Annotated in this window: 16 protein-coding genes; 10 read left to right on the forward strand and 6 right to left on the reverse strand. The window is 73.6% G+C overall.

The annotated features are described in order from the left end of the window. Positions 1–27: 27 nt before the first annotated feature. The 3 genes from IF01_RS0131245 to IF01_RS0131255 all read right to left on the reverse strand — a co-directional run bounded on the left by IF01_RS0131245 (position 28) and on the right by IF01_RS0131255 (position 2,118). On the reverse strand, positions 28–624 hold the full coding sequence (locus tag IF01_RS0131245; protein WP_167349783.1) for an acyl-CoA thioesterase: 597 nt from the start codon (positions 622–624) through the stop codon (positions 28–30). Beyond that, the gene (locus IF01_RS48605) at positions 621–926 is read right to left on the reverse strand and encodes a hypothetical protein (RefSeq protein WP_030396957.1); all 306 of its coding nucleotides are present in this window, start codon (positions 924–926) and stop codon (positions 621–623) included. The genes IF01_RS0131245 and IF01_RS48605 overlap by 4 nt, the downstream gene beginning before the upstream one ends. Before the next feature lie 247 nt (positions 927–1,173). Then, positions 1,174–2,118 carry a DUF6528 family protein gene (locus tag IF01_RS0131255; RefSeq protein ID WP_078880484.1) on the reverse strand — a complete coding sequence of 315 codons (945 nt, stop codon included), beginning with the start codon at positions 2,116–2,118 and terminating at the stop codon, positions 1,174–1,176. A 263-nt stretch (positions 2,119–2,381) separates the two neighbouring features. Here IF01_RS0131255 and IF01_RS0131260 point away from each other — a divergent pair, with 263 nt between their 5' ends. Continuing rightward, positions 2,382–4,772: an ATP-binding cassette domain-containing protein gene (locus IF01_RS0131260; RefSeq protein ID WP_030396959.1), complete on the forward strand. Its 2,391-nt coding sequence runs from the start codon at positions 2,382–2,384 to the stop codon at positions 4,770–4,772. Between the two features lie 48 nt (positions 4,773–4,820). On the opposite strand, the gene IF01_RS0131265 is transcribed toward IF01_RS0131260, so the two are convergent. The 3 genes from IF01_RS0131265 to IF01_RS0131275 form a co-directional block, all read right to left on the reverse strand. Then, positions 4,821–6,194 carry an NAD(P)/FAD-dependent oxidoreductase gene (locus IF01_RS0131265; RefSeq protein WP_233290313.1) on the reverse strand — a complete coding sequence of 458 codons (1,374 nt, stop codon included), beginning with the start codon at positions 6,192–6,194 and terminating at the stop codon, positions 4,821–4,823. Between the two features lie 185 nt (positions 6,195–6,379). Beyond that, entirely contained in the window at positions 6,380–6,976 is a 597-nt protein-coding gene (locus IF01_RS0131270; protein ID WP_030396961.1) for a hypothetical protein, read from the reverse strand. A 122-nt stretch (positions 6,977–7,098) separates the two neighbouring features. Continuing rightward, positions 7,099–7,581 (reverse strand): cysteine/serine endopeptidase inhibitor, encoded by a 483-nt coding sequence (locus IF01_RS0131275; RefSeq protein ID WP_051742054.1) that lies wholly within the window; start codon positions 7,579–7,581, stop codon positions 7,099–7,101. 130 nt (positions 7,582–7,711) lie between these two features. Here IF01_RS0131275 and IF01_RS0131280 point away from each other — a divergent pair, with 130 nt between their 5' ends. The 9 genes from IF01_RS0131280 (at position 7,712) to IF01_RS0131320 (ending at position 19,035) form a co-directional block, all read left to right on the forward strand. After that, positions 7,712–7,969 carry a hypothetical protein gene (locus IF01_RS0131280; protein WP_157855396.1) on the forward strand — a complete coding sequence of 86 codons (258 nt, stop codon included), beginning with the start codon at positions 7,712–7,714 and terminating at the stop codon, positions 7,967–7,969. Positions 7,970–8,202: 233 nt separating this feature from the next. Beyond that, positions 8,203–8,439 (forward strand): hypothetical protein, encoded by a 237-nt coding sequence (locus tag IF01_RS0131285; RefSeq protein ID WP_030396964.1) that lies wholly within the window; start codon positions 8,203–8,205, stop codon positions 8,437–8,439. Positions 8,440–9,165: 726 nt separating this feature from the next. Next, positions 9,166–10,209, forward strand: coding sequence for a TauD/TfdA dioxygenase family protein (locus tag IF01_RS0131290; RefSeq protein WP_078880473.1), 1,044 nt, complete (start codon positions 9,166–9,168; stop codon positions 10,207–10,209). 32 nt (positions 10,210–10,241) lie between these two features. Continuing rightward, on the forward strand, positions 10,242–11,567 hold the full coding sequence (locus tag IF01_RS42570; RefSeq protein WP_051756567.1) for an ROK family transcriptional regulator: 1,326 nt from the start codon (positions 10,242–10,244) through the stop codon (positions 11,565–11,567). Continuing rightward, entirely contained in the window at positions 11,564–13,147 is a 1,584-nt protein-coding gene (locus tag IF01_RS0131300) for an ABC transporter substrate-binding protein (protein WP_030396967.1), read from the forward strand. Before IF01_RS42570 ends, IF01_RS0131300 begins: the two co-directional genes overlap by 4 nt. Positions 13,148–13,166: 19 nt before the next feature. Continuing rightward, complete coding sequence (locus IF01_RS0131305; RefSeq protein WP_030396968.1) at positions 13,167–14,111, forward strand: ABC transporter permease; 945 nt, start codon at positions 13,167–13,169, stop codon at positions 14,109–14,111. 3 nt (positions 14,112–14,114) lie between these two features. Continuing rightward, entirely contained in the window at positions 14,115–14,969 is an 855-nt protein-coding gene (locus IF01_RS0131310; RefSeq protein ID WP_030396969.1) for an ABC transporter permease, read from the forward strand. After that, positions 14,966–16,693 (forward strand): ABC transporter ATP-binding protein, encoded by a 1,728-nt coding sequence (locus IF01_RS0131315; RefSeq protein WP_051756570.1) that lies wholly within the window; start codon positions 14,966–14,968, stop codon positions 16,691–16,693. The genes IF01_RS0131310 and IF01_RS0131315 overlap by 4 nt, the downstream gene beginning before the upstream one ends. Beyond that, positions 16,690–19,035: an arylsulfatase gene (locus IF01_RS0131320; protein WP_030396971.1), complete on the forward strand. Its 2,346-nt coding sequence runs from the start codon at positions 16,690–16,692 to the stop codon at positions 19,033–19,035. The genes IF01_RS0131315 and IF01_RS0131320 overlap by 4 nt, the downstream gene beginning before the upstream one ends. Positions 19,036–19,077: the final 42 nt, after the last annotated feature.

Genomic DNA, 19,077 nt, shown 5'->3' on the forward strand with positions numbered 1-19,077 from the left:
CGTCGGCCGGCCCGGTCTACCTGAGGGTCAGCGCGCGCGGTGCCGGTACGACCCCACGGGGACGCCCCGGGTCAGCGCGCTCAGGCCGGGCAGGCGCCGGCGGGGCTGGTGGTGTCCGGCGGAGGCCGCGACCAGGGCCCCGCGCGGGGACTTCACTCCCGGCCGGGGCGGCGCCGCGACGGCCACCTCGTCGGCCAGGAAGCCGGAGAGGAACCGCCGCTCCGACGGGCTGAGCGTACGGGAACGGCCGGAGGCCTCGTCCCGGGCGACCACCACGGTCCGCGCCCGCATAAATGTGTGCGGGTCCCGGCACACATTCACCACGACATGTGCGGAACTGCGTCCGAGCCGTTCCACGGTCAGCCGCACCAGCAATGGCTCCGGCCGGTGGTACAGCTGTTCCAGATAATCGATCTCGTGCCGGGCGATCAGGAATCCCGACGGAAACAGGGATTCCCTTACTGCGGTCGAGTGGTGGCAGAAGAGGTCGTAAATTCCCTCCTGCACGTAGGAGACCAGCCGGGCGTTGTTGATGTGCCCGTTCTCATCGACGTCGCTCCACCGGGTGGGGCAGGCCAGGACGTGCGCGTTGGCGTCCTCCACGTGGTTCCGTGCCGCGCTCACCGGTGTTCGGCCGCGGCACCGGTGGGCAGCAGCGCCCGCTGCAACCGCGCGTAGTACACCGCGTGTTCGGAGGCCATCCGAGCGGCGGTCCAGCCCTCCTCGGCTGCTTCGGCGGCGGCCTGGACGACCAGGCTGTCGAGCACGCCGTCGACCGCCCGGCACAGCTCGGCGACCGCCGCCAGGCGCTCGGGGACGTCCGACCCGCCGGCCGCGCCGCCGGCCGGGAAGGCCGCGAGCGAGTCGACCGCGAGCCGCAGTTCGTCGACGTTCTCGGACCTGGATTCGGAAACGAAATTGCGCACAGTTCTCTCCCTAAACGGTTACGGCATTTCTGGATGCGCGTTTCTGGATGTTCGAACCCCGGATCGGGTTCGTGTTCCCCCCGGCGCCATGGACGCTATCCCAGCCCGGGGCGCTACGGGAAGGTATTCGGAACAGGAGCGGAAACTGACCACCATTGGAGTAGTTTGACGTTGCATAAAATCAGCCGCATCCTCCGAATGCCACCCCGTCCGGCCGCTCCCCGCGCCCGGGCCTCCGGTCGGCCGGTCATGCCCCGCTCCCCCAACTGGTCCACCAGCGCGCCTTGTAGAGCTGGGCGCCGGGCAGGTACCGGACGCCGTCGGGGCGGTGCAGGGTGAGCACCGAGGTGCACCAGGTGCACGGGCCCGCATGGTCCGGGGCGGCCGTGAGCAGCCGCCCGGAGCCTGGCTCGTCACCCACGCTCTTGATGTCCCGCTCGGCCCGTTCGTCCGCCAACCGGATCCGGGTGAAGCGGTCCGTCGGCGGGTCGAACCGCCACAGGTGGGCCGTCGTGCTGACCCAGAACCGGCCCGGCGAGGCGAGCACCGGGGCCAGGTCGTGGCCGCCGCGTTCGGGCAGCGGCACCGACCGTTCGACGGTGAGCGTCGGCGCGGCCGCCGAACCGCCCACCCTCAGCGCCGTCAGGGTGTCGTCGCCGAGCGCCCAGAGCAGCCGGGTGCGCGCGTCCCACTGGACACCGTGCGCGCCCGGCAGCCGGTACTCGGCGTGCGCGGTGCTGCGCGGCCCCAGCGAGGCCGCGTACAGCCGGACCCAGCCGCCGCCCGAGGCGGCGACGGCGACGTTGCCGTCCGGGAGCAGTTCGGCGCTGTGCGGGTTGGCCGACCCGGTGTCGACGGCCCAGGCGGTGGCGCCGGTCGTGGTGTCGACGACGGCCGCCAGACCACCGGAGGCGGTGGTGACCAGGTAGCGACGGCCGTGCCGGACCCGGCTCTTGGCCTCGTCCGGCATCGCCCAGGTCCGGCCCGGGTCGAGGTCGGCCAGGTCGGGGGCGGCGTCCGCGGACCACGACCAGAGCACCTGCCGCCGGTCCGGCCCGCCGGGTACGGACAGCGCGGCCGGCCGCTCGGCGCCCAGCAGCAGCACCCGCCGGGAGGCCTGGTCGACCACGGCCACCGTCCAGGTGGGCCGCAGCCCGGCGGCCGCGGCCGGGGCCGCGCCGATCCCCAGCACGAGGGCGGTCGCCCCCGCCGCCGCCCGCCACGCCCGCCGTGCCCGCCACAACCGCCTCGCCCGCACCTGGCCGCCTCCCGCTGTCCGGCTCCCGCTGTCCTGCCCCCGCCACCACCGTGCGGCGCGCCCCCGCCGGCCGCCAGCGCACGGGCGCCGACCGGCCCAGTGACTGTCCCCTCGACGGGGCAGTCCCCGAACACCGTTTGTCGTACCCGGGTGGTTGGATCGGAACCGAGGGCATCGCCAGAGGAACCGGAGACACGATGAGCACGGCCAGGAGCACCGGCGCGCAGGCCACCGAGCCGCACGCCGCCGACAGCCACGACCTGATCCGCGTGCACGGGGCGCGGGAGAACAACCTCAAGGACGTCAGTATCGAGATCCCGAAGCGCCGGCTCACGGTGTTCACGGGCGTCTCCGGCTCGGGCAAGAGCTCCCTGGTGTTCGACACCGTCGCGGCCGAGTCGCAGCGGCTGATCAACGAGACCTACAGCGCCTTCGTCCAGGGCTTCATGCCGTCCGTGGCCCGGCCCGACGTGGACGTGCTGGACGGCCTGACCACCGCGATCATCGTCGACCAGCAGCGGATGGGCGCCGATCCGCGCTCCACCGTCGGCACCGCCACCGACACCAACGCGATGCTGCGGATCCTGTTCAGCCGGCTGGGGCAGCCGCACATCGGCTCGGCCAAGGCCTTCTCCTTCAACGTCGCCTCGATCAGCGGGGCCGGCGCGGTCACCGTCGAGCGCGCCGGGAAGACCGTCAAGGAGAAGCGCAGCTTCAGCATCACCGGCGGCATGTGCCCGCGCTGCGAGGGCCGGGGCTCGGTCTCCGACATCGACCTCACCCAGCTCTACGACGACTCCAAGTCGCTCGCGGAGGGCGCGATCACCGTCCCCGGCTTCACCGGTGACGGCTGGATGACCAGGATCTACGCCGGTTCCGGCTTCCTCGACCCGGACAAGCCGATCCGCGACTACAGCGAGCAGGAGCTGCGGGACTTCCTGCACCGCGAGCCGACCAAGGTCAAGGTCAACGGCATCAACCTCACCTACGAGGGGCTGATCCCCAAGGTCCAGAAGTCCATGCTGGCCAAGGACCGGGAGGCGATGCAGCCGCACGTCCGGGCGTTCGTGGACCGCGCGGTCACCTTCACCGCCTGCCCCGACTGCGGGGGCACCCGGCTCACCGCGGCCGCCCGATCCTCGAAGATCGGCGGCATCAGCATCGCCGACGCCTGCGCGATGCAGATCAGCGACCTCGCGGAGTGGGTGCGCGGCCTGGACGAGCCCTCGGTGGCGCCGCTGCTGGCCGCGCTCCGGCAGACCCTGGACTCCTTCGTGGAGATCGGCCTCGGCTACCTCTCGCTGGAGCGGCCGGCCGGCACCCTGTCGGGCGGCGAGGCGCAGCGGGTGAAGATGATCCGCCACCTCGGCTCCTCGCTCACCGACGTCACCTACGTCTTCGACGAGCCCAGCACCGGTCTGCACCCGCACGACATCCAGCGGATGAACGGCCTGCTGCTCCAGCTGCGGGACAAGGGCAACACGGTGCTGGTGGTGGAGCACAAGCCCGAGGTGATCGCGATCGCCGACCATGTGGTGGACCTCGGCCCGGGCGCGGGCTCGGCCGGCGGCACGGTCTGCTACGAGGGTCCGCTGACGGGCCTGCGCGCGGCGGGCACGGTGACCGGCCGTCATCTGGACGACCGGGCGGCGGTGAAGCCGACCGTCCGCACGCCGACGGGCAAGCTGCCGATCCGCGGCGCCACCGCCCACAACCTGCGCGACGTCGACGTGGACGTCCCGCTCGGCGTCCTGGTCGTGGTCACCGGTGTGGCCGGCTCCGGCAAGAGCTCCCTGGTGCACGGCTCGGTCCCGCCCGGCGAGGACGTGGTGTCGGTCGACCAGAGCCCGATCCGCGGCTCCCGGCGCAGCAACCCGGCCACCTACACCGGTCTGCTGGAGCCGATCCGGAAGGCCTTCGCGAAGGCCAACGGGGTGAAGCCGGCCCTGTTCAGCCCGAACTCCGAGGGCGCCTGCCCGACGTGCAACGGCGCCGGCGTGGTCTACACCGACCTCGCGATGATGGCCGGTGTGGCCACCACCTGCGAGGACTGCGAGGGGCGGCGCTTCGACGCCTCGGTGCTGGAGTACCGCTTCGGCGGCAAGGACATCAGCGAGGTTCTGGCGATGCCGGTGACGGAGGCGGAGGCCTTCTTCGCCGCCGGCGAGGCCCGCACCCCCGCCGCCCACCGCATCCTCACCCGCCTGGCCGATGTCGGCCTCGGGTACATCAGCCTCGGCCAGCCCCTCACCACCCTCTCCGGCGGCGAGCGGCAGCGCCTCAAGCTGGCCACCCACATGGGCGACAAGGGCGGCATCTACGTCCTCGACGAGCCGACCACCGGCCTGCACCTGGCCGACGTCGAGCAGCTGCTCGGCCTGCTGGACCGCCTGGTCGAGTCCGGCAAGTCCGTCATCGTGGTCGAGCACCACCAGGCCGTGATGGCACACGCGGACTGGATCATCGACCTGGGCCCCGGCGCCGGCCACGACGGCGGGCGCATCGTCTTCGAAGGCACCCCGGCCGAGCTGGTCGCCGCCCGCTCCACCCTCACCGCCGAACACCTTGCGGCCTACGTGGGCGCCTGAGCCGAGGCGTGGGGCCCCGGGCGCGCCCGGGGCCCCACGCCCCTCCCGCTACCGGCCGGCGATGGTGTCGGCGAGCCGGGCGAGGGGGGAGGTGGTGGGGCGGCGGCCGGTGGCTTCCCGGCGGTCGGCGAGGTGGTAGGCGGCGTAGAGGGCGTGGACGCCGAGCCAGCGGAAGGGTTCGGGTTCCCAGCGGCGGACGTTGTGGCCGACCCAGGGCAGCCGGGTGAGTTCGGTGTCGTGGCCGAGGACGAGGTCGCGCAGGGTACGGCCGGCCAGGTTGGTGGTGGTGACGCCGCTGCCGACGTAGCCGCCGGCCCAGCCCAGGCCGGTGCGGCGGTCCAGGTCGACGGTGGCGCACCAGTCGCGGGGCACGCCGAGGACCCCGGCCCAGGCGTGCTCGATCCTGGCGGTGCGGGCGGCGGGGAAGAACTCGTGCAGGATCTCCCGCAGTTGGCGGACGGTCGCGGGCTGGGTGGTGCCGTCGGTGTCGGTGCGGGAGCCGAAGCGGTAGGGGACGCCGCGCCCGCCGAGGGCGATCCGGTCGTCCGCGGTGCGCTGCGCGTACATGTAGGCGTGGGCGAAGTCGCCGAGCACCTCGCGGCCCTCCCAGCCGGTCTCCTCCCAGAAGGAGGCGGGCAGCGGTTCGGTGGCGATCATCGCCGAGTTCATCGGCAGCCAGGTGCGGCGCTCGCCCGCGAGGCCCGAGGTGAAGCCCTCGGTGGCGCGCAGTACGAAGCGGGCGGTGACGGTGCCGTGCGGGGTGACGGCCCGGGCCTTGCGGCCGCCGCGGATCCCGGTCACCCGGGTGCCCTCGTACAGGTCGACGCCGAGGCGTTCGACCACGTCGGCGAGGCCGGCGGCGAGCTTGGCGGGCTGGAGGCGGGCGCCGTACGGGCTCCAGACGGCGCCGAGGGTCCCGGCGACGTTCAGGCGGTGCGCGGCCTCGGTGGCGTCGAGCTCCTGGACGCGGTCGGCGCCGTAGGCGCGTTCGGCCTCGGTGAAGGCGCGCAGCCGGGCCAGTTGGGCGGGGGTGCGGGCGACCTCCAGGACGCCGCCGCGCACCAGGTCGGCGTCGATGTTCTCGGCGGCGAGGGTGTCGGCGACCTCGCCGACCGCCCGGTCCATCACCCGCTGCATCGCGGCGGCCCGCTCCTGCCCGTAGCGGCGGGCGAAGGCGCCGCGGCCGGCGAAGCCGTTGTACAGCCAGCCGCCGTTGCGCCCGGAGGCGCCGTAGCCGCAGAAGCGCTGCTCCAGGACGGCGATCCGCAGGCCCGGGTCGGCCTTCTTGAGGTAGTAGGCCGTCCACAGGCCGGTGTAGCCGCCGCCGACCACGCAGACGTCGACCTCCCGGTTGCCGGGCAGTGCGGGCCGGGCCTCGGGAATCCCGAGCCGGCTCCACCAGAAGGACACTCCGCCGTTCACACCCGTGCCACCGGACCCCACGGAACCCGACCTCGCTCTCACGCCGACAGTTTCCCGGACGCTACGCCTGCCGCCCGGGTGCGAACCACCGCCAGCCTGGAAGAATCCGGTACCCGCTCGCTGCACCCTGTCAGGTGCGCGGCAGGGGTGGGAGCGGGTCCTGCGCCGCGGGGGCCGGAACGGGGTCAGGCTCCGAGGAGGCGTTCGAGCAGCCCTGCGGTCGGCTCGTCCTCCCCCGGCTCGGGGACGGCGCAGCGCACGTCGAAGGCCGCGTCGCGGGCGCGGGCCAGGGCGGCGGCGTCGCGGGCCGGGTCGAGGAAGGCGGAGCGCCGCGGTGCCAGGAGCATCGGCACGGTGCCTCCGGTCCAGTCGGGGGTGAGTTCGACGAGTCCGCCGTCGCCCTCGGCCATCACCTCCGCCAGGCCGCGCAGCAGGGTGAACGCCCAGATCATGCCGGGAAGTTCGAAGTCGACCCGGGTGTCGAGGTCGAGCACGAGGGTGCCGGCGGCGCCGTCGTGGCGCAGGCCGAGATCGTCGTTCTCGGCCAGTTCGAGGAGGTGGTCGGCGTGGTCGCCGTCGAGCCAGCTGTCGCACTCGGCGACGGCGGCCGGGAGTTCGGCGAGGTACCGGTCGCGCAGGGCCCGGTCGGTCCAGGGGGTACAGAGGCCGGTCCAGTCGGACTCCGGCCAGGCGGAGGCCGGGGCGAGCGGCGCGCGCAGATAGGCCCGCAGGCGGGGTTCGGCGACGGTGACCGCCGCCGTGACCGTGATGTACCGCGCCATGTCCGCCGCTCCTCCGTTTTCGCGCCGGCCGCGCTCGCCGCACCGGCTCTGGACGGTGCCGATTGTGCCCGCACCCGCCGACAGTGGGGGCCGCGGCGGGGGCGGGCGTCGGGGGTGCCGGCTCAGCCGATGGTGGAGCCGGTGACCGGCTCGGAGAGCGGGATGCTCTCACCGGCGAACCCGGCCTTGACGAACTGCCAGGTCAGGCCGTTGATCACGCCCTGGCCGAGGGGCGCGAGCCGGGCGAAGGCCGGCTGGCTGAGGTCGATGTGGGTGGAGTCGCAGGACGGACACTTGTCCCGGACCGGCACGGTGACGGTCTTGCCCTGGTAGCTGACCTTGACCGAGATGCCCTTGCAGAGCGGGTCGTTGTTGGGGTTGGCGCTGGTCCACCAGGTGTGCGAGACGGCGACCAGCATCTGGTTGCCGGCGTTGATCTGGGTGCCGCAGGCGCCGTAGCCGGCGTCGTTGTAGTAGGTGGCCTTGCCGTTCATGGGCTTGTTGATCGGTATCGCGGCGCTCGCGGTGCCGGCGGTGAGCGCGACCAGCGCGGCGGCGGCCAGCGGGACGCCCGCCAGGATCCGGAGGTTCGGGACAACTCGCATGTGCACCCTCCCAGTTCGGTGGTTGGGAAGGACAGTAGGCAGAGCATCCACAACTGGTACAGACATCTGACATGTTGTCATGAACACAAGTAAGGAGACTTTACTCGCTCGGCCGACGGGGGGACGATGCGTGACCGCACGACTCCCCCGCGCGTTCAGCAGGGCGCCCGTTCCCGCGCCCCCGGAGGCCCCGTTGCGCACCTTCACCCTGCTCGCCACCCTCACCGCCGTGCTCACCGGCGCCCTCGCCGGCCCGGCCGCCGCCGCGCCGAAGCCACGGGAGGTCAACCAGGGCTACAGCATCCCGGTCGGCGCCGTCACCGACCTCGGCGCGCTCCCCGTGCTCGGCAGCCTCGGCCTGGACTTCGCCCGACTCCTGGGGGCCTAGCGACCAGGAGGCGCCGGTGACCGCCTGTCAGGTGCCGGACAGTGTTAGAACTGTCCGGAAGATGATCGTCAGCCTGTCAGGCGAGCCAGTGACCTGCACCGTCACAGAAACACCACATCGATTCCGGTCGCAATTGGTCTCTACCATTGCCCCGCGTTCACATTCGGAGGAGGCTCCTCGGCGAAGCGCAGGGGCAGGGACCCCGGCGCTCACCAATGGGAGGAAGACCACTCATGTCGATTCGCAAGGCCTTCTCCGCCGTCGCCGTGGCCGGACTCATGGCCGGTGGCGCCCTGATCGCCGCCCCGAGCGCCCAGGCGTCCACCTGGACCTACATCGGCATCTACCCGACCGCCGCCGCCTGCCACGCGGCCGGCCAGGCGTACGTGAACAACCACCAGGCCATCGTCTACTTCTGTGACACCACCACCGAGACGGGCCCGGCGCGGCTCTCCGCCGTCCTCTACTGAGCCGCCGGAACCCGCTGACGGTGGGCCGCACGGGCAGTGCGGCCCACCACCGCCACCGGTCCCACCTGCGCGGGGACCCGATCTCCTCCGGATCCGATCCTCGAAGACGATCTCCGGAGGCACCCCTCGCCGTACTCGGGCCCGTCCGGACACTGTCCGGGCGGGCCCTTCGACTGCCCACGGTTATTTCCGCTGCGAAAGTTAGTCCTCCCGACACGCCCGCGACAGGCGGGAACACGCCCTCGCAGCAGCCGCGTCATCATCCGAACGCCTCCCGCAACGCGGCGTCACACGGCCGCAACACCCGTTCCCAGCAGGCGGAACGGGTGATTGACAGGGGTGCGCGGGCTTCAGCACGATGAGCGCCGAGCCCAGTCGCAGCACCCCGAGACAGCGGAAGGAGGGCCGATGATCACCCGCACCGTTCACCGTGTCGCCCCGGCCCGCCGCCGCTGTTGTTGTCGCGGGACGCTCGCCCGCTGACGCCCGGCCGCACTCCGGCCGTCCTTCCTCACCGCGGCACCCGTGCGCCCTCCGTCGCACCCCGCCCCGCCGCACCCCTTCCTGCCCCGCCGCGCCCCGCCGTGCCCTGCCCGCGTCCACGTCGTCGTCCGCGCCGTCGTCCGCGCCGGCCGGGCCCTGTCGGCGAACCCGCCTCCACCGCACGCCCCTTCACCGCTCGCCCCTTCACCGCATCCACCTCCGTACGAGAGTCGAGGATCCGCCATGTCCACCGCCACCACCACCGCACTCCGCCTCACCCCGGCCGCCGGCCGGATCGGCGCGGTCGTCCACGACGTCCGCCTCGGCGGCGAGCTGCCCGCCGAGACCGTCGCCGCGATCGAGGCCGCCCTGTACGAGCACAAGGTGCTGTTCTTCCGCGGCCAGCAGCACCTGGACGACGCCGAGCACGAGGCCTTCGCCCGCCTGCTGGGCCACCCGGTCGGCCACCCCACCGTCCCCAGCGCGGACGGCCGCTACGTCTTCGAGCTGGACGCCACCAAGGGCGTGCGCGCCAACAACTGGCACACCGACGTCACCTTCGTCCCCTCCTACCCCAAGGCCTCGATCCTCCGCGCCCTGGAGCTGCCGCCGGCCGGCGGCTCGACCGTGTGGGCCAACACCGCCGCCGCGTACCAGGACCTGCCGGAGCCGCTGAAGGTGCTGGCCGAGTCGCTGCGCGCCGTGCACACCAACGACTACGACTACGCGGCGAGCCTGGCCCTGCGCCCCGAGCTGGCGGACAACGCCGAGATCGCCAACCTGTTCCGGCAGGTCTTCGTCTCGACCGCGTTCAAGACCGAGCACCCGGTGGTCCGGGTCCACCCGGTGACCGGCGAGAAGAACCTGCTGCTCGGCGCCTTCGCCCAGCGGATCCAGGGCGTCTCCGGCGCCGACAGCCGGGCCCTGCTGGCGCTCTTCCAGCGCTACGTGGAGCGGCTGGAGAACACCGTGCGCTGGGACTGGCAGGTCGGCGACGTCGCGATCTGGGACAACCGCGCCACCCAGCACTACGCCGTCAACGACTACGGCGACGAGCCGCGCCTGGTCCGCCGGATCACCCTGGACGGCGACCTGCCGGTGGGCGTTGACGGCGCGCCGAGCCGGCTGCTGGAGCCCGCCGAGCCGCCGCGGGTCGCCGGGCTGGTGCCGGCCGAGGAGCTGGAGACCGCGGCCGCCGAGGCCGCGAAGGTGGCCGCCGCCGAGGCCGCCGGGGCCGGCGCCGCGGTGGCCCCGGGCGCGGTGACCCCGAGCGCCGACCGGGGCTGAGCGGAAGGAACCGGAACCGAGGAAGGCGAAGCATGACCACGGAGACCGCCCCCGCCACGCCCGTCGGCGGGCCGCGCACCGGGGACGCCCGGCGGGACGTCAACGCCGCCGCCGTCCTGCGGGCGGTGCTGGACCACGGCCCGGTGTCCCGCGGCCGGGTGGCCGCGCTCACCGGCCTCAGCCCGGCCGCCGTCTCCCGCCAGGTGGTCGACCTGGTCCGGCTCGGACTGCTGCGCGAGCGGCCCGAGCTGACCGCCCCCGGCGCCGGGTCGGTGGGCCGGCCGCAGCTCCCGGTCGACATCGACACCGGCCGGATCGCCGTGGCCGGGCTGCACATCGGCCTGCCGTACAGCACCTTCGCCTTCCTCGATCCGCGCGGGAACGTGCTGCACCGGCGGGAGTTGAGCAATCGCGGCCGAACCGGCCGGGCCGTGCTGCGGCCACTGCTGGAGCGGCTGCCCCGGCTGCTGGCCGCCGCGCCGGACGGCCGGACCGTGGTCGGCCTCGGCGCGGTCACCGGCGGCTCGGTCGACCGGGAGCGCGGACTGATCGTCCGTCACGACCCGTTGCGGTGGCAGGACCTGCCGCTCGCCGCACTGCTCTCGGACGCCTCCGGACTGCCCGTCCAGGTCGACAACCACGCCCGGGCGCTGACCCAGGCGGAGATCCTGTTCGGACACCCGGCGGCCCGGCGCTCGATGGTGCACCTGTTCGTCGGCCACGTGGTGGACGCGGCCCTGGCGGTCGCCGGCACCGTGCACGTCGGCCCGGCCTCGCCGACCGGGGACGTCGCCCATCTGCCGGTGCCGGACAGCGACCTGCTCTGCCACTGCGGCCGGACCGGCTGTCTGGCGGTCGCCGCCTCCGACACCACGCTGTTCGAGGCGGCGGCCGCCGAGGGGATCATCGAACTGCCGGACCGGGCGGCCTTCCTGGCCGCCGTCCAGGCCGGTGACCCGCGCGCCGACCGGCTGGTGCGGCGGCGCGCGGAGATCATCGGCCGCGCGCTGGCCCTGCTGGCCGACGTGGTCAACCCCGACCTGCTCGTCCTGACCGAGACCTTCGCCCTGCTCGATCCGGCCTATCTGGACGTGGTGCGCACCGAGTTCGCCCGCCGCTCGCACCTGCGGCGGGACGCGGACCTGCTGATCGCCCAGCAGCGCGGTGCCGACGTGCTCGCCGTGGCCGCCGGAGCCGCCGCGCTCACCGCCCTGCACGCCCGTCCGATGCACGCCCTGACCGCCGTCCCCCGGCCGCACCGGCCCACCCCGCACCCGCCGATCACGTACCCGCCGACCCCGAACCCGCCGACCCCGCCGACCCCGCAGGCCCCTTCCCGCAGAGGACCCCACTCGTGACCAGCTTCCCCACCGCCCCCGCCCTGTCCCGCCGGACGCTGCTGCGCGGCGGCCTCGCCGGCGCCGGCCTGCTCTCCCTGGCCGCCTGCCGCTCGGCCGCCGACACCGCCGCGGGGCAGGCCACCGGCGACGCGGCGGGCCCGCGCCGCGGCGGCGTCCTCACGGTCGGCACCGGCGTCGACTTCACCCCGGCCCTGCTGTTCGCCCAGAGCGCCAACACCCTCGTCCAGCGCCTGGTCTTCAACACCCTCACCCGCTACGACGACAAGCTCCAGCCGCAGCCCGAGCTCGCCACCTCCTGGCAGGTCGCCGCGGACGGCGCGAGCGTCACGCTGAAGCTGCGCGAGGACGTGACCTTCCACAGCGGCCGCCGGTTCACCGCCGACGACGTGGTGTTCGCGGTCAAGAACCTCCAGAACCCGGCCCGTTCGGCCCAGTTGAGGTCGACCGCGACCGCCGTCACCGACTTCCGCAAGAACGGCGACTTCGAGCTCACCCTCGTCCTCGCCCATCCGGTGAGCAATCTCTTCGACCTCTTCGAGTTCATGATCGTCCCGGACTCGGAAACCGTCGAGGAGGCCTTCGCCGGGACGAAGCTGATCGGCACCGGCCCCTACACCTTCACCGAGCGCAAGCCCGGCAGCTCGATCACCTTCGCCCGCAACGAGAAGTACTGGAACCCGGGCCGCCCCTACCTGGACGGCGTCGAGATCCGGGTGGTCCCGCAGGCGGAGTCGCTGCTCTCCTCCCTGAAGACCGGTCAGACCCACCTCTCCTACAGCATCCGCGGCAAGGACATCGCCACCCTCCGCAGCGACCCGCAGTTCCGCATCACGCCCTACGACACCGGCTCCGGCGCCTACTACATCGGCGCCAACCTCACCGCCGAGCACGTGTCCGACAAGCGGGTGCGGCAGGCCATCGCCTGGGCGGTCGACCGCGAGCGGCTGGTCGAGCAGGCCCTCGGCGGCTACGGCACCGTCTCCGCCACCCCGTGGCCCAAGTCCTCCCCCGCGTACAGCGCGGAGGCCGCCGGCCACTACCGCCACGACCCGGAGCGGGCCCGGCAGTTGCTCAAGGACGCCGGACTCACCGGCATCAGCCTGCCGTTCGCCCACAGCAACGACCCCGGCAACACCGCCGTCGCCCAGATCCTCCAGTACGACCTGAAGCAGGTCGGCATCGAGACCGTGCTCCAGCCCACCGACTCGCCGACCATGCAGAAGCAGCTGATCGCGCAGAGCATGCCCGCGCTGTGGACACTGAGCCACGGCTTCGCCCAACTCCACCCCGCCACCCTGGCGGTGAGCGCCTACCCGTTCAACGAGGCGAAGAACAGCTCGCGCTTCAGCTCGCCCGCCTACACCGACATCGTCCAGCGCGCCTGGCAGCGGCCGGACAGCGACAGCCCCGAGGCCAAGGCGCTCTACGGGCGGATCACCGACGTCCTGCTGGACGAGCAGTTCGTGATCGACCTCGCCATCGCCGGACTCACCGAGGTCGCCGTCGGCAAGGCACGCGGCGCCACCCTCAACAAGTTCGGCTACCTCAACCTCGACGACGCCTACCTCACGGCCTGACCGGAGGGCCCGGATCCCGATGCGCACCTTCCTCCTCAAGCGGCTCCCCTCCGCCCTGCTCGTCCTCCTCCTCGCCTCCTTCCTGGTCTTCCTGATCCTCCGCCTCATCCCCGGCGACCCGGCCACCTCGCTGGCCGGACCGGACGCCGGACCGGCGGCCGTGTCCGCGATCCGGGCGCAACTCGGCCTGGACCGGCCGCTGTTCGGCCAGTACCTGCACTGGCTCGGCCAGTTGCTGACCGGTGACCTCGGGCCCAGCTACGCGATCGGCGGCCAGGTCGCCGACCTGATCACCGACGGACTCGGGGCGACCGCCCAACTCACCGCCGCAGCCCTGCTGCTGGTCGTGCTGATCGCCCTGCCGCTCGGCGTCCTCGGCGCCACCGCCCGGCGCCGGCCGGTCGGCGCCGCCGTCCGCGCCTTCACCACCGCCGTGCTCGCCGTACCGCCGTTCGTCACCGGCGTACTGCTGGTCCTGCTGTTCGCGGTCACCCTCGGCCTGCTGCCGGCGGGCGGCCACGAGTCCCTGCTCGACGCCCCCGACCTGGCCCTGCAGTACCTGCTGCTGCCCGCCGTCTGCCTCGCCCTGCCCAGCGCCGCCGTGCTCGCCCGCTACCTCACCGACGGCATCGAACGCGCCCTCGCCGAGGACTACGTGCGCACCGCCACCGCCGTCGGCGTCTCCCGCCGCCGGATCGTCTGGCGGCACGCCCTGCCCAATGCGCTGCCCTCCGCCGTCACCGTGCTCGGCCTGCAGATCGGCCACCTGGTGGCCGGGGCCGTACTGGTCGAGCGGATCTTCGCCTGGCCCGGGCTCGGCCAGCTCGTCGAGCAGGGTGTGCTGCGCCGCGACTACCCCGTGGTGCAGGACCTCCTGCTGCTGATCGTCGCCGTCTACGTCACCGTCCAGCTGCTCACCGACCTGGTGTACGCCTGGCTGGACCCCCGGATCCGGTGGGAGTAACCCATGACCGCCCTCGCCGCCCCCGCGCGCGCCCTCCCGGCCCGCGCCCGCAACCGCTACCTCGCCGGGCTGCTCACCGGACGCGGCCTGACCGGGCTCGCCCTGGTCGGCACCGTCGCCCTGGCCGGACTGCTCGCCCCGCTGCTCACCGGCCAGGACCCGGACGCCCAGGGCCCGCTGGCGCTGGCCGGCCCGAGCGCCGCGCACCCGTTCGGCACCGACGACCTCGGCCGGGACCTCTTCAGCCGGGTGCTGCACGGCATCACCACCGACCTCGCGCTGATCCTGTCCGCCGTGCCGGTCGGCGCGCTGGCCGGCTGCTCGCTCGCCCTGCTCGCGGCCGGCCACCGCTGGGCCGACACCGCCGTCCAGCGGGTGTTCGACCTGGTCCTCGCCTTCCCCGGACTGATCCTGGCGCTGGCCGTCACCGCCGTGCTCGGGCCCGGCCGCTGGCCGGTGTTCATCGTCATCGCACTGGCCGAGATCCCTCTGTTCGGACGCCAGTTGAGGTCCGGGATCCTGGTCCAGCGGGAGCGCGAGTACGCGCTCGCGGCCCGGGTCGGCGGCGCCTCCCAGCGCCGGGTGCTGCTGCGCCACGTCCTGCCGAACGCGGTCGATCCGCTGATCGTGCAGGCGGCGGTGGCCCTGTCCGTCGGCGTCTTCATCGAGGGCGCGATGAGCTTCCTCGGACTCGGTGTGCGCCCGCCGGAGCCCACCCTCGGCTCGATCCTCAGCCAGTCCGTCGGCTACCTCGCCACCCGTCCGACCTTCGCGGCCGCCCCGCTGGCCGCCACCACCGCGCTGGTGCTCGGCTTCACGCTGATCGCCGAGGCCCTGAACCGGGGGATCCGCCGATGACCGCCAGCACCCCGCCGCCGTCCGCCACCACGGCGACCGCCGCGACCACCGCGGCCGCCACGCCCGCCGCGGCCGCCGCGGCCGCCGCCGGGCACCCCGGCGCGGGCGCCCCGCCCCGCACCGTCCTGAAGGTCACCGACCTCACCGTCGGGTTCGACGGCACCACCGCCGTCGACGGCGTCGGCTTCGAACTCGCCGCCGGCGACACCCTCGGCCTGGTCGGCGAGTCCGGGTCCGGCAAGTCCACCACCGCCCTCGCCCTGCTCCGGATGCTCCCGGCCGGCGGCCGGATCACCGGCGGCTCGGTGGAACTGGACGGCCAGGACCTCGCCGCCCTCCCCGAACCGGCCCTGCGCGCCCTGCGCGGCCGCCGGATCGCCATGGTCTTCCAGGACCCGATGTCCTCGCTCAACCCGGTGCTCACCGTCGGCCGCCAGCTCGACGAGGCCCTGCGCGCCCACGGCGCCCACCCCGACCGCCGCGAACGCGCCGCCCGCGCGGTCGAGCTGCTCGACCTGGTGGGCATCCCGGACGCCGCCGGACGGCTGCGCGACCACCCGCACCGGTTCTCCGGCGGACAGCGCCAGCGCATCATGATCGCCCTCGCGCTCGCCAACGACGCCGAGGTCCTGGTCGCCGACGAACCCACCACCGCCCTCGACCCGACCGTCCAGCGGCAGATCCTGGACCTGCTCACCCGGATCAACCGGCGGACCGGCACCGCACTCGTGGTGATCAGCCACGACCTCGGGGTGATCGCCCGGACCTGCCGCCGGCTGCTGGTCATGCGGCACGGCAAGGTGGTCGAGTCCGGCACCACCGCCGAACTCCTCGGCGCGCCCCAGCACCCCTACACCCGGCAACTGCTGGCCGCCGTCCCCCGTCTGGAGACCCCCTCCGGGGCGGCCGCCAACAGCGTCCCCGGACCGGAACCACTGCTCACCGTCACCGGCCTGCGCAAGACCTACGGCTCGCGCCGGCGCGCCGTCACCGCGCTGGACGGCGTCGACCTGGAGCTGCACCCCGGCGAGACCCTCGGCCTGGTCGGCGAGTCCGGCTCCGGCAAGTCCACCCTGGCCCGCGCGCTGGTCCAGGTCCACGCCCCCAGCGGCGGCGCGATCCGGTTCCGGGGCGAGGAGTTCGGCCGGGGCGGTGAGCGCACCGCCCGGCGCGAGGTGCAACTCGTCTTCCAGGACCCGTACTCCTCGCTCAACCCCCGGATGACCGCCGGGCAGATCGTCGCCGAGCCGCTGATCGCCCACGGCCTGGGCGACCGGGCCGCGCGGGCGAAGCGGGTCGCCGAACTCCTGGAGCAGGTCGGCCTCGACCCGGCGAGCGCCGACCGGCACCCCCGCGCCTTCTCCGGCGGGCAGCGCCAACGCATCGGCATCGCCCGGGCGCTGGCCCCCGAACCGAGCGTGCTGATCTGCGACGAACCGGTCTCCGCGCTCGACGTCTCGGTGCAGGCGCAGGTGCTCGACCTGCTGGCCCGGCTCCAGCGCGACCTCGGCCTCGCCATCCTCTTCATCGCCCACGACCTCGCGGTGGTACGGCAGGTGAGCCACCGGATCGCCGTGCTGCACGGCGGCCGGATCGTCGAGACCGGCCCCGCCGACCGGGTCGTCACCGCCCCCGAGCACCCGTACACCGCCGAACTCCTCGCCGCCGTCCCCCGCCTGGACCCCGCGCCGGTCCCCGCCCTCACCTCCCGGAGCACCGTATGAGCACCACCCCCCAGGACCCGCGGCAGGCCCACCGCCGCGACCCCTACGAAGGCTTCCCCGGCACCGTCGGCCGTACCTTCGCCGAGTCCACGCCCGCCTGGCCCGACCGGGTCCGCCCGCGCGAGGGCGCGCCCAACATCGTCGTCGTCCTGGTCGACGACCTCGGCTACAGCGACATCGGCCCGTTCGGCGCCGAAGTCCCCACCCCCGTGCTGGACGGCCTGGCGGAGCGCGGCGTCAAACTGGCCAACTACCACACCATGCCGCTCTGCTCGCCCGCCCGGGCGGCACTGCTCACCGGCCTCAACCCGCACCGGGTCGGCTACTCCTTCGTCGCCAACGCCGACCCCGGCTTCCCCGGCTACGGCATGGAGGTCGCCGGGGACATCCCCACCCTCGCCGAACTGCTGCACGACGCCGGATACGCCACCTGGGCCGTCGGCAAGTGGCACCTCACCCGCGACTCCGCCTCCAACGCCGCCGACAACCGCGCCAACTGGCCGCTGCAGAAGGGCTTCGACCAGTACTACGGCGTGCTGGAGGGCCTGACCAGCCTCTTCCACCCGCACCAACTCGTCCGCGACAACAGCCCGCTGGACATCGACGAGTTCCCCGAGGACTACTACTACACCGACGACATCACCGATCGCGCCATCGACATGGTCAAGTCGCTGCGCGCCCACGACGCCGACAAGCCGTTCTTCCTCTACCTCGCCCACAACGCCGTGCACGGCCCGCTGCAGGCCAAACCCGCCGACCTCGCCCGCCACCGCGGCCGCTACGACGGCGGCTGGGACGAACTGCGCGCCGCCCGCTTCGCCCGCCAGCTCGCCGCCGGCCACTTCCCGCCCGGCACCGAACTGCCCGACCGCAACGCCGAGGCCGGCCACGAGGTCGGCCCCTGGAGCGAACTCACCGAACCCGAGCGGCGGTTGTACGCCCGGTACATGGAGGTCTACGCGGCCATGGTCGACAACGTCGACCAGAACCTCGGTCGGCTGCTCGACACCCTCACCGAGCTCGGCGAACTCGACAACACCATCGTGGTGTTCACCTCCGACAACGGCGGCACCGGCGAGGGCGGCGCCGAGGGCACCCGCAGCTACTTCAGCCGCTTCGTCCACCACCCGAACCTGCCCGCCGACTGGAACCCCGACGTCGAGCGCGAGGTCGAACTCATCGGCGGCCCCCGCTCGCTGGTCCACTACCCGCGCGGCTGGGGGATGGCCTCCAACACGCCGTTCCGCCTCTACAAGGGCCAGACCCACGCCGGCGGCGCGCGGGTCCCGTTCGTGCTGTCCTGGCCGGCCGGCCTCCCGCGCGCCGAGGGCGACCCCGGCGTCCGCACCCAGTACCAGTACGTCACCGACCTGCTGCCCACCCTGCTGGACCTGGCCGGCGTCGAACGGCCCGCCCACCGCGCCGGACAGCCCGTGCAGTCCCTCGACGGCTTCCCCTTCACCGGCGTCCTGCGCGACCCCGCCGCCGGCTCCACCCACCACGAGCAGTACTGCGAGATGACCGGCAACCGCAGCTACTACCGCGACGGCTGGAAGCTGGTCACCCTGCACCGTCCCGGCACCCCGTACGAGGACGGCGAGTGGGCCCTGCACGACCTGCGCACCGACCCCACCGAGATCCACGACCTCGCCGCCGAACACCCCGAACTGGTCAAGGAGTTGTCCGAGGCCTGGGAGCTCGCCGCCCGGGACAACGGGGTCTTCCCGCTCACCGACGGCAGCGGCGCGCTCGCCCGCCGCCACCCCGACGACGCCCGGCTGCGCCGCCCTGTGCGCCTGCTGGCCGGCACCCCCGAGCTCGAACGCTACCGCTCGTCCCGGCTGATCTCCTTCCGCTCCTTCACCGTCGAGGTCGAACTCGCCCACCACGGCGCCGGGGACGCCGGCGTACTGGTCTCGCACGGCGACCAGGGCGGCGGCTACAGCCTCTACGTCGAGGACGGCCGACTGCGCCTCGCCTACAACCAGTACGGCGAACTCTTCGAGGCCGACGCCGGACCGCTCGCCCCCGGCCCCCACCTGGTCACCGTCGAGGCCACCGCCGTCCCGGGCCTGCGCTGGGAGTTCCGGGTGCTGGTCGACGGCGCCGGGAGCGGGCAACTGGGCCCCGTCCACCAGCTCATCGGGATGGCCCCGTTCCAGGGCATCAGCGTCGGCGTCGACCGCAAGTCCCCGGTCTCCTGGCCGGTGTACGAGCGCCACCGCTCGTTCCGCTACAGCGGCGAGCTGCGCGCCGTCACCTACCGGCCCGGCGACCCCGCCCCCGACGACCCGGAGACCGTCGCCCGCGCCCTGCGGGAGGCCGCCGCCGCGTTCGAATAGCCTGTCCCCGCAGAACCTTGTCGTCCGTCCTGTCCCGGGGGA

The sequence above is a fragment of the Kitasatospora purpeofusca genome, from assembly GCF_000718025.1.
Taxonomy (GTDB): Bacteria; Actinomycetota; Actinomycetes; order Streptomycetales; family Streptomycetaceae; genus Kitasatospora; species Kitasatospora purpeofusca.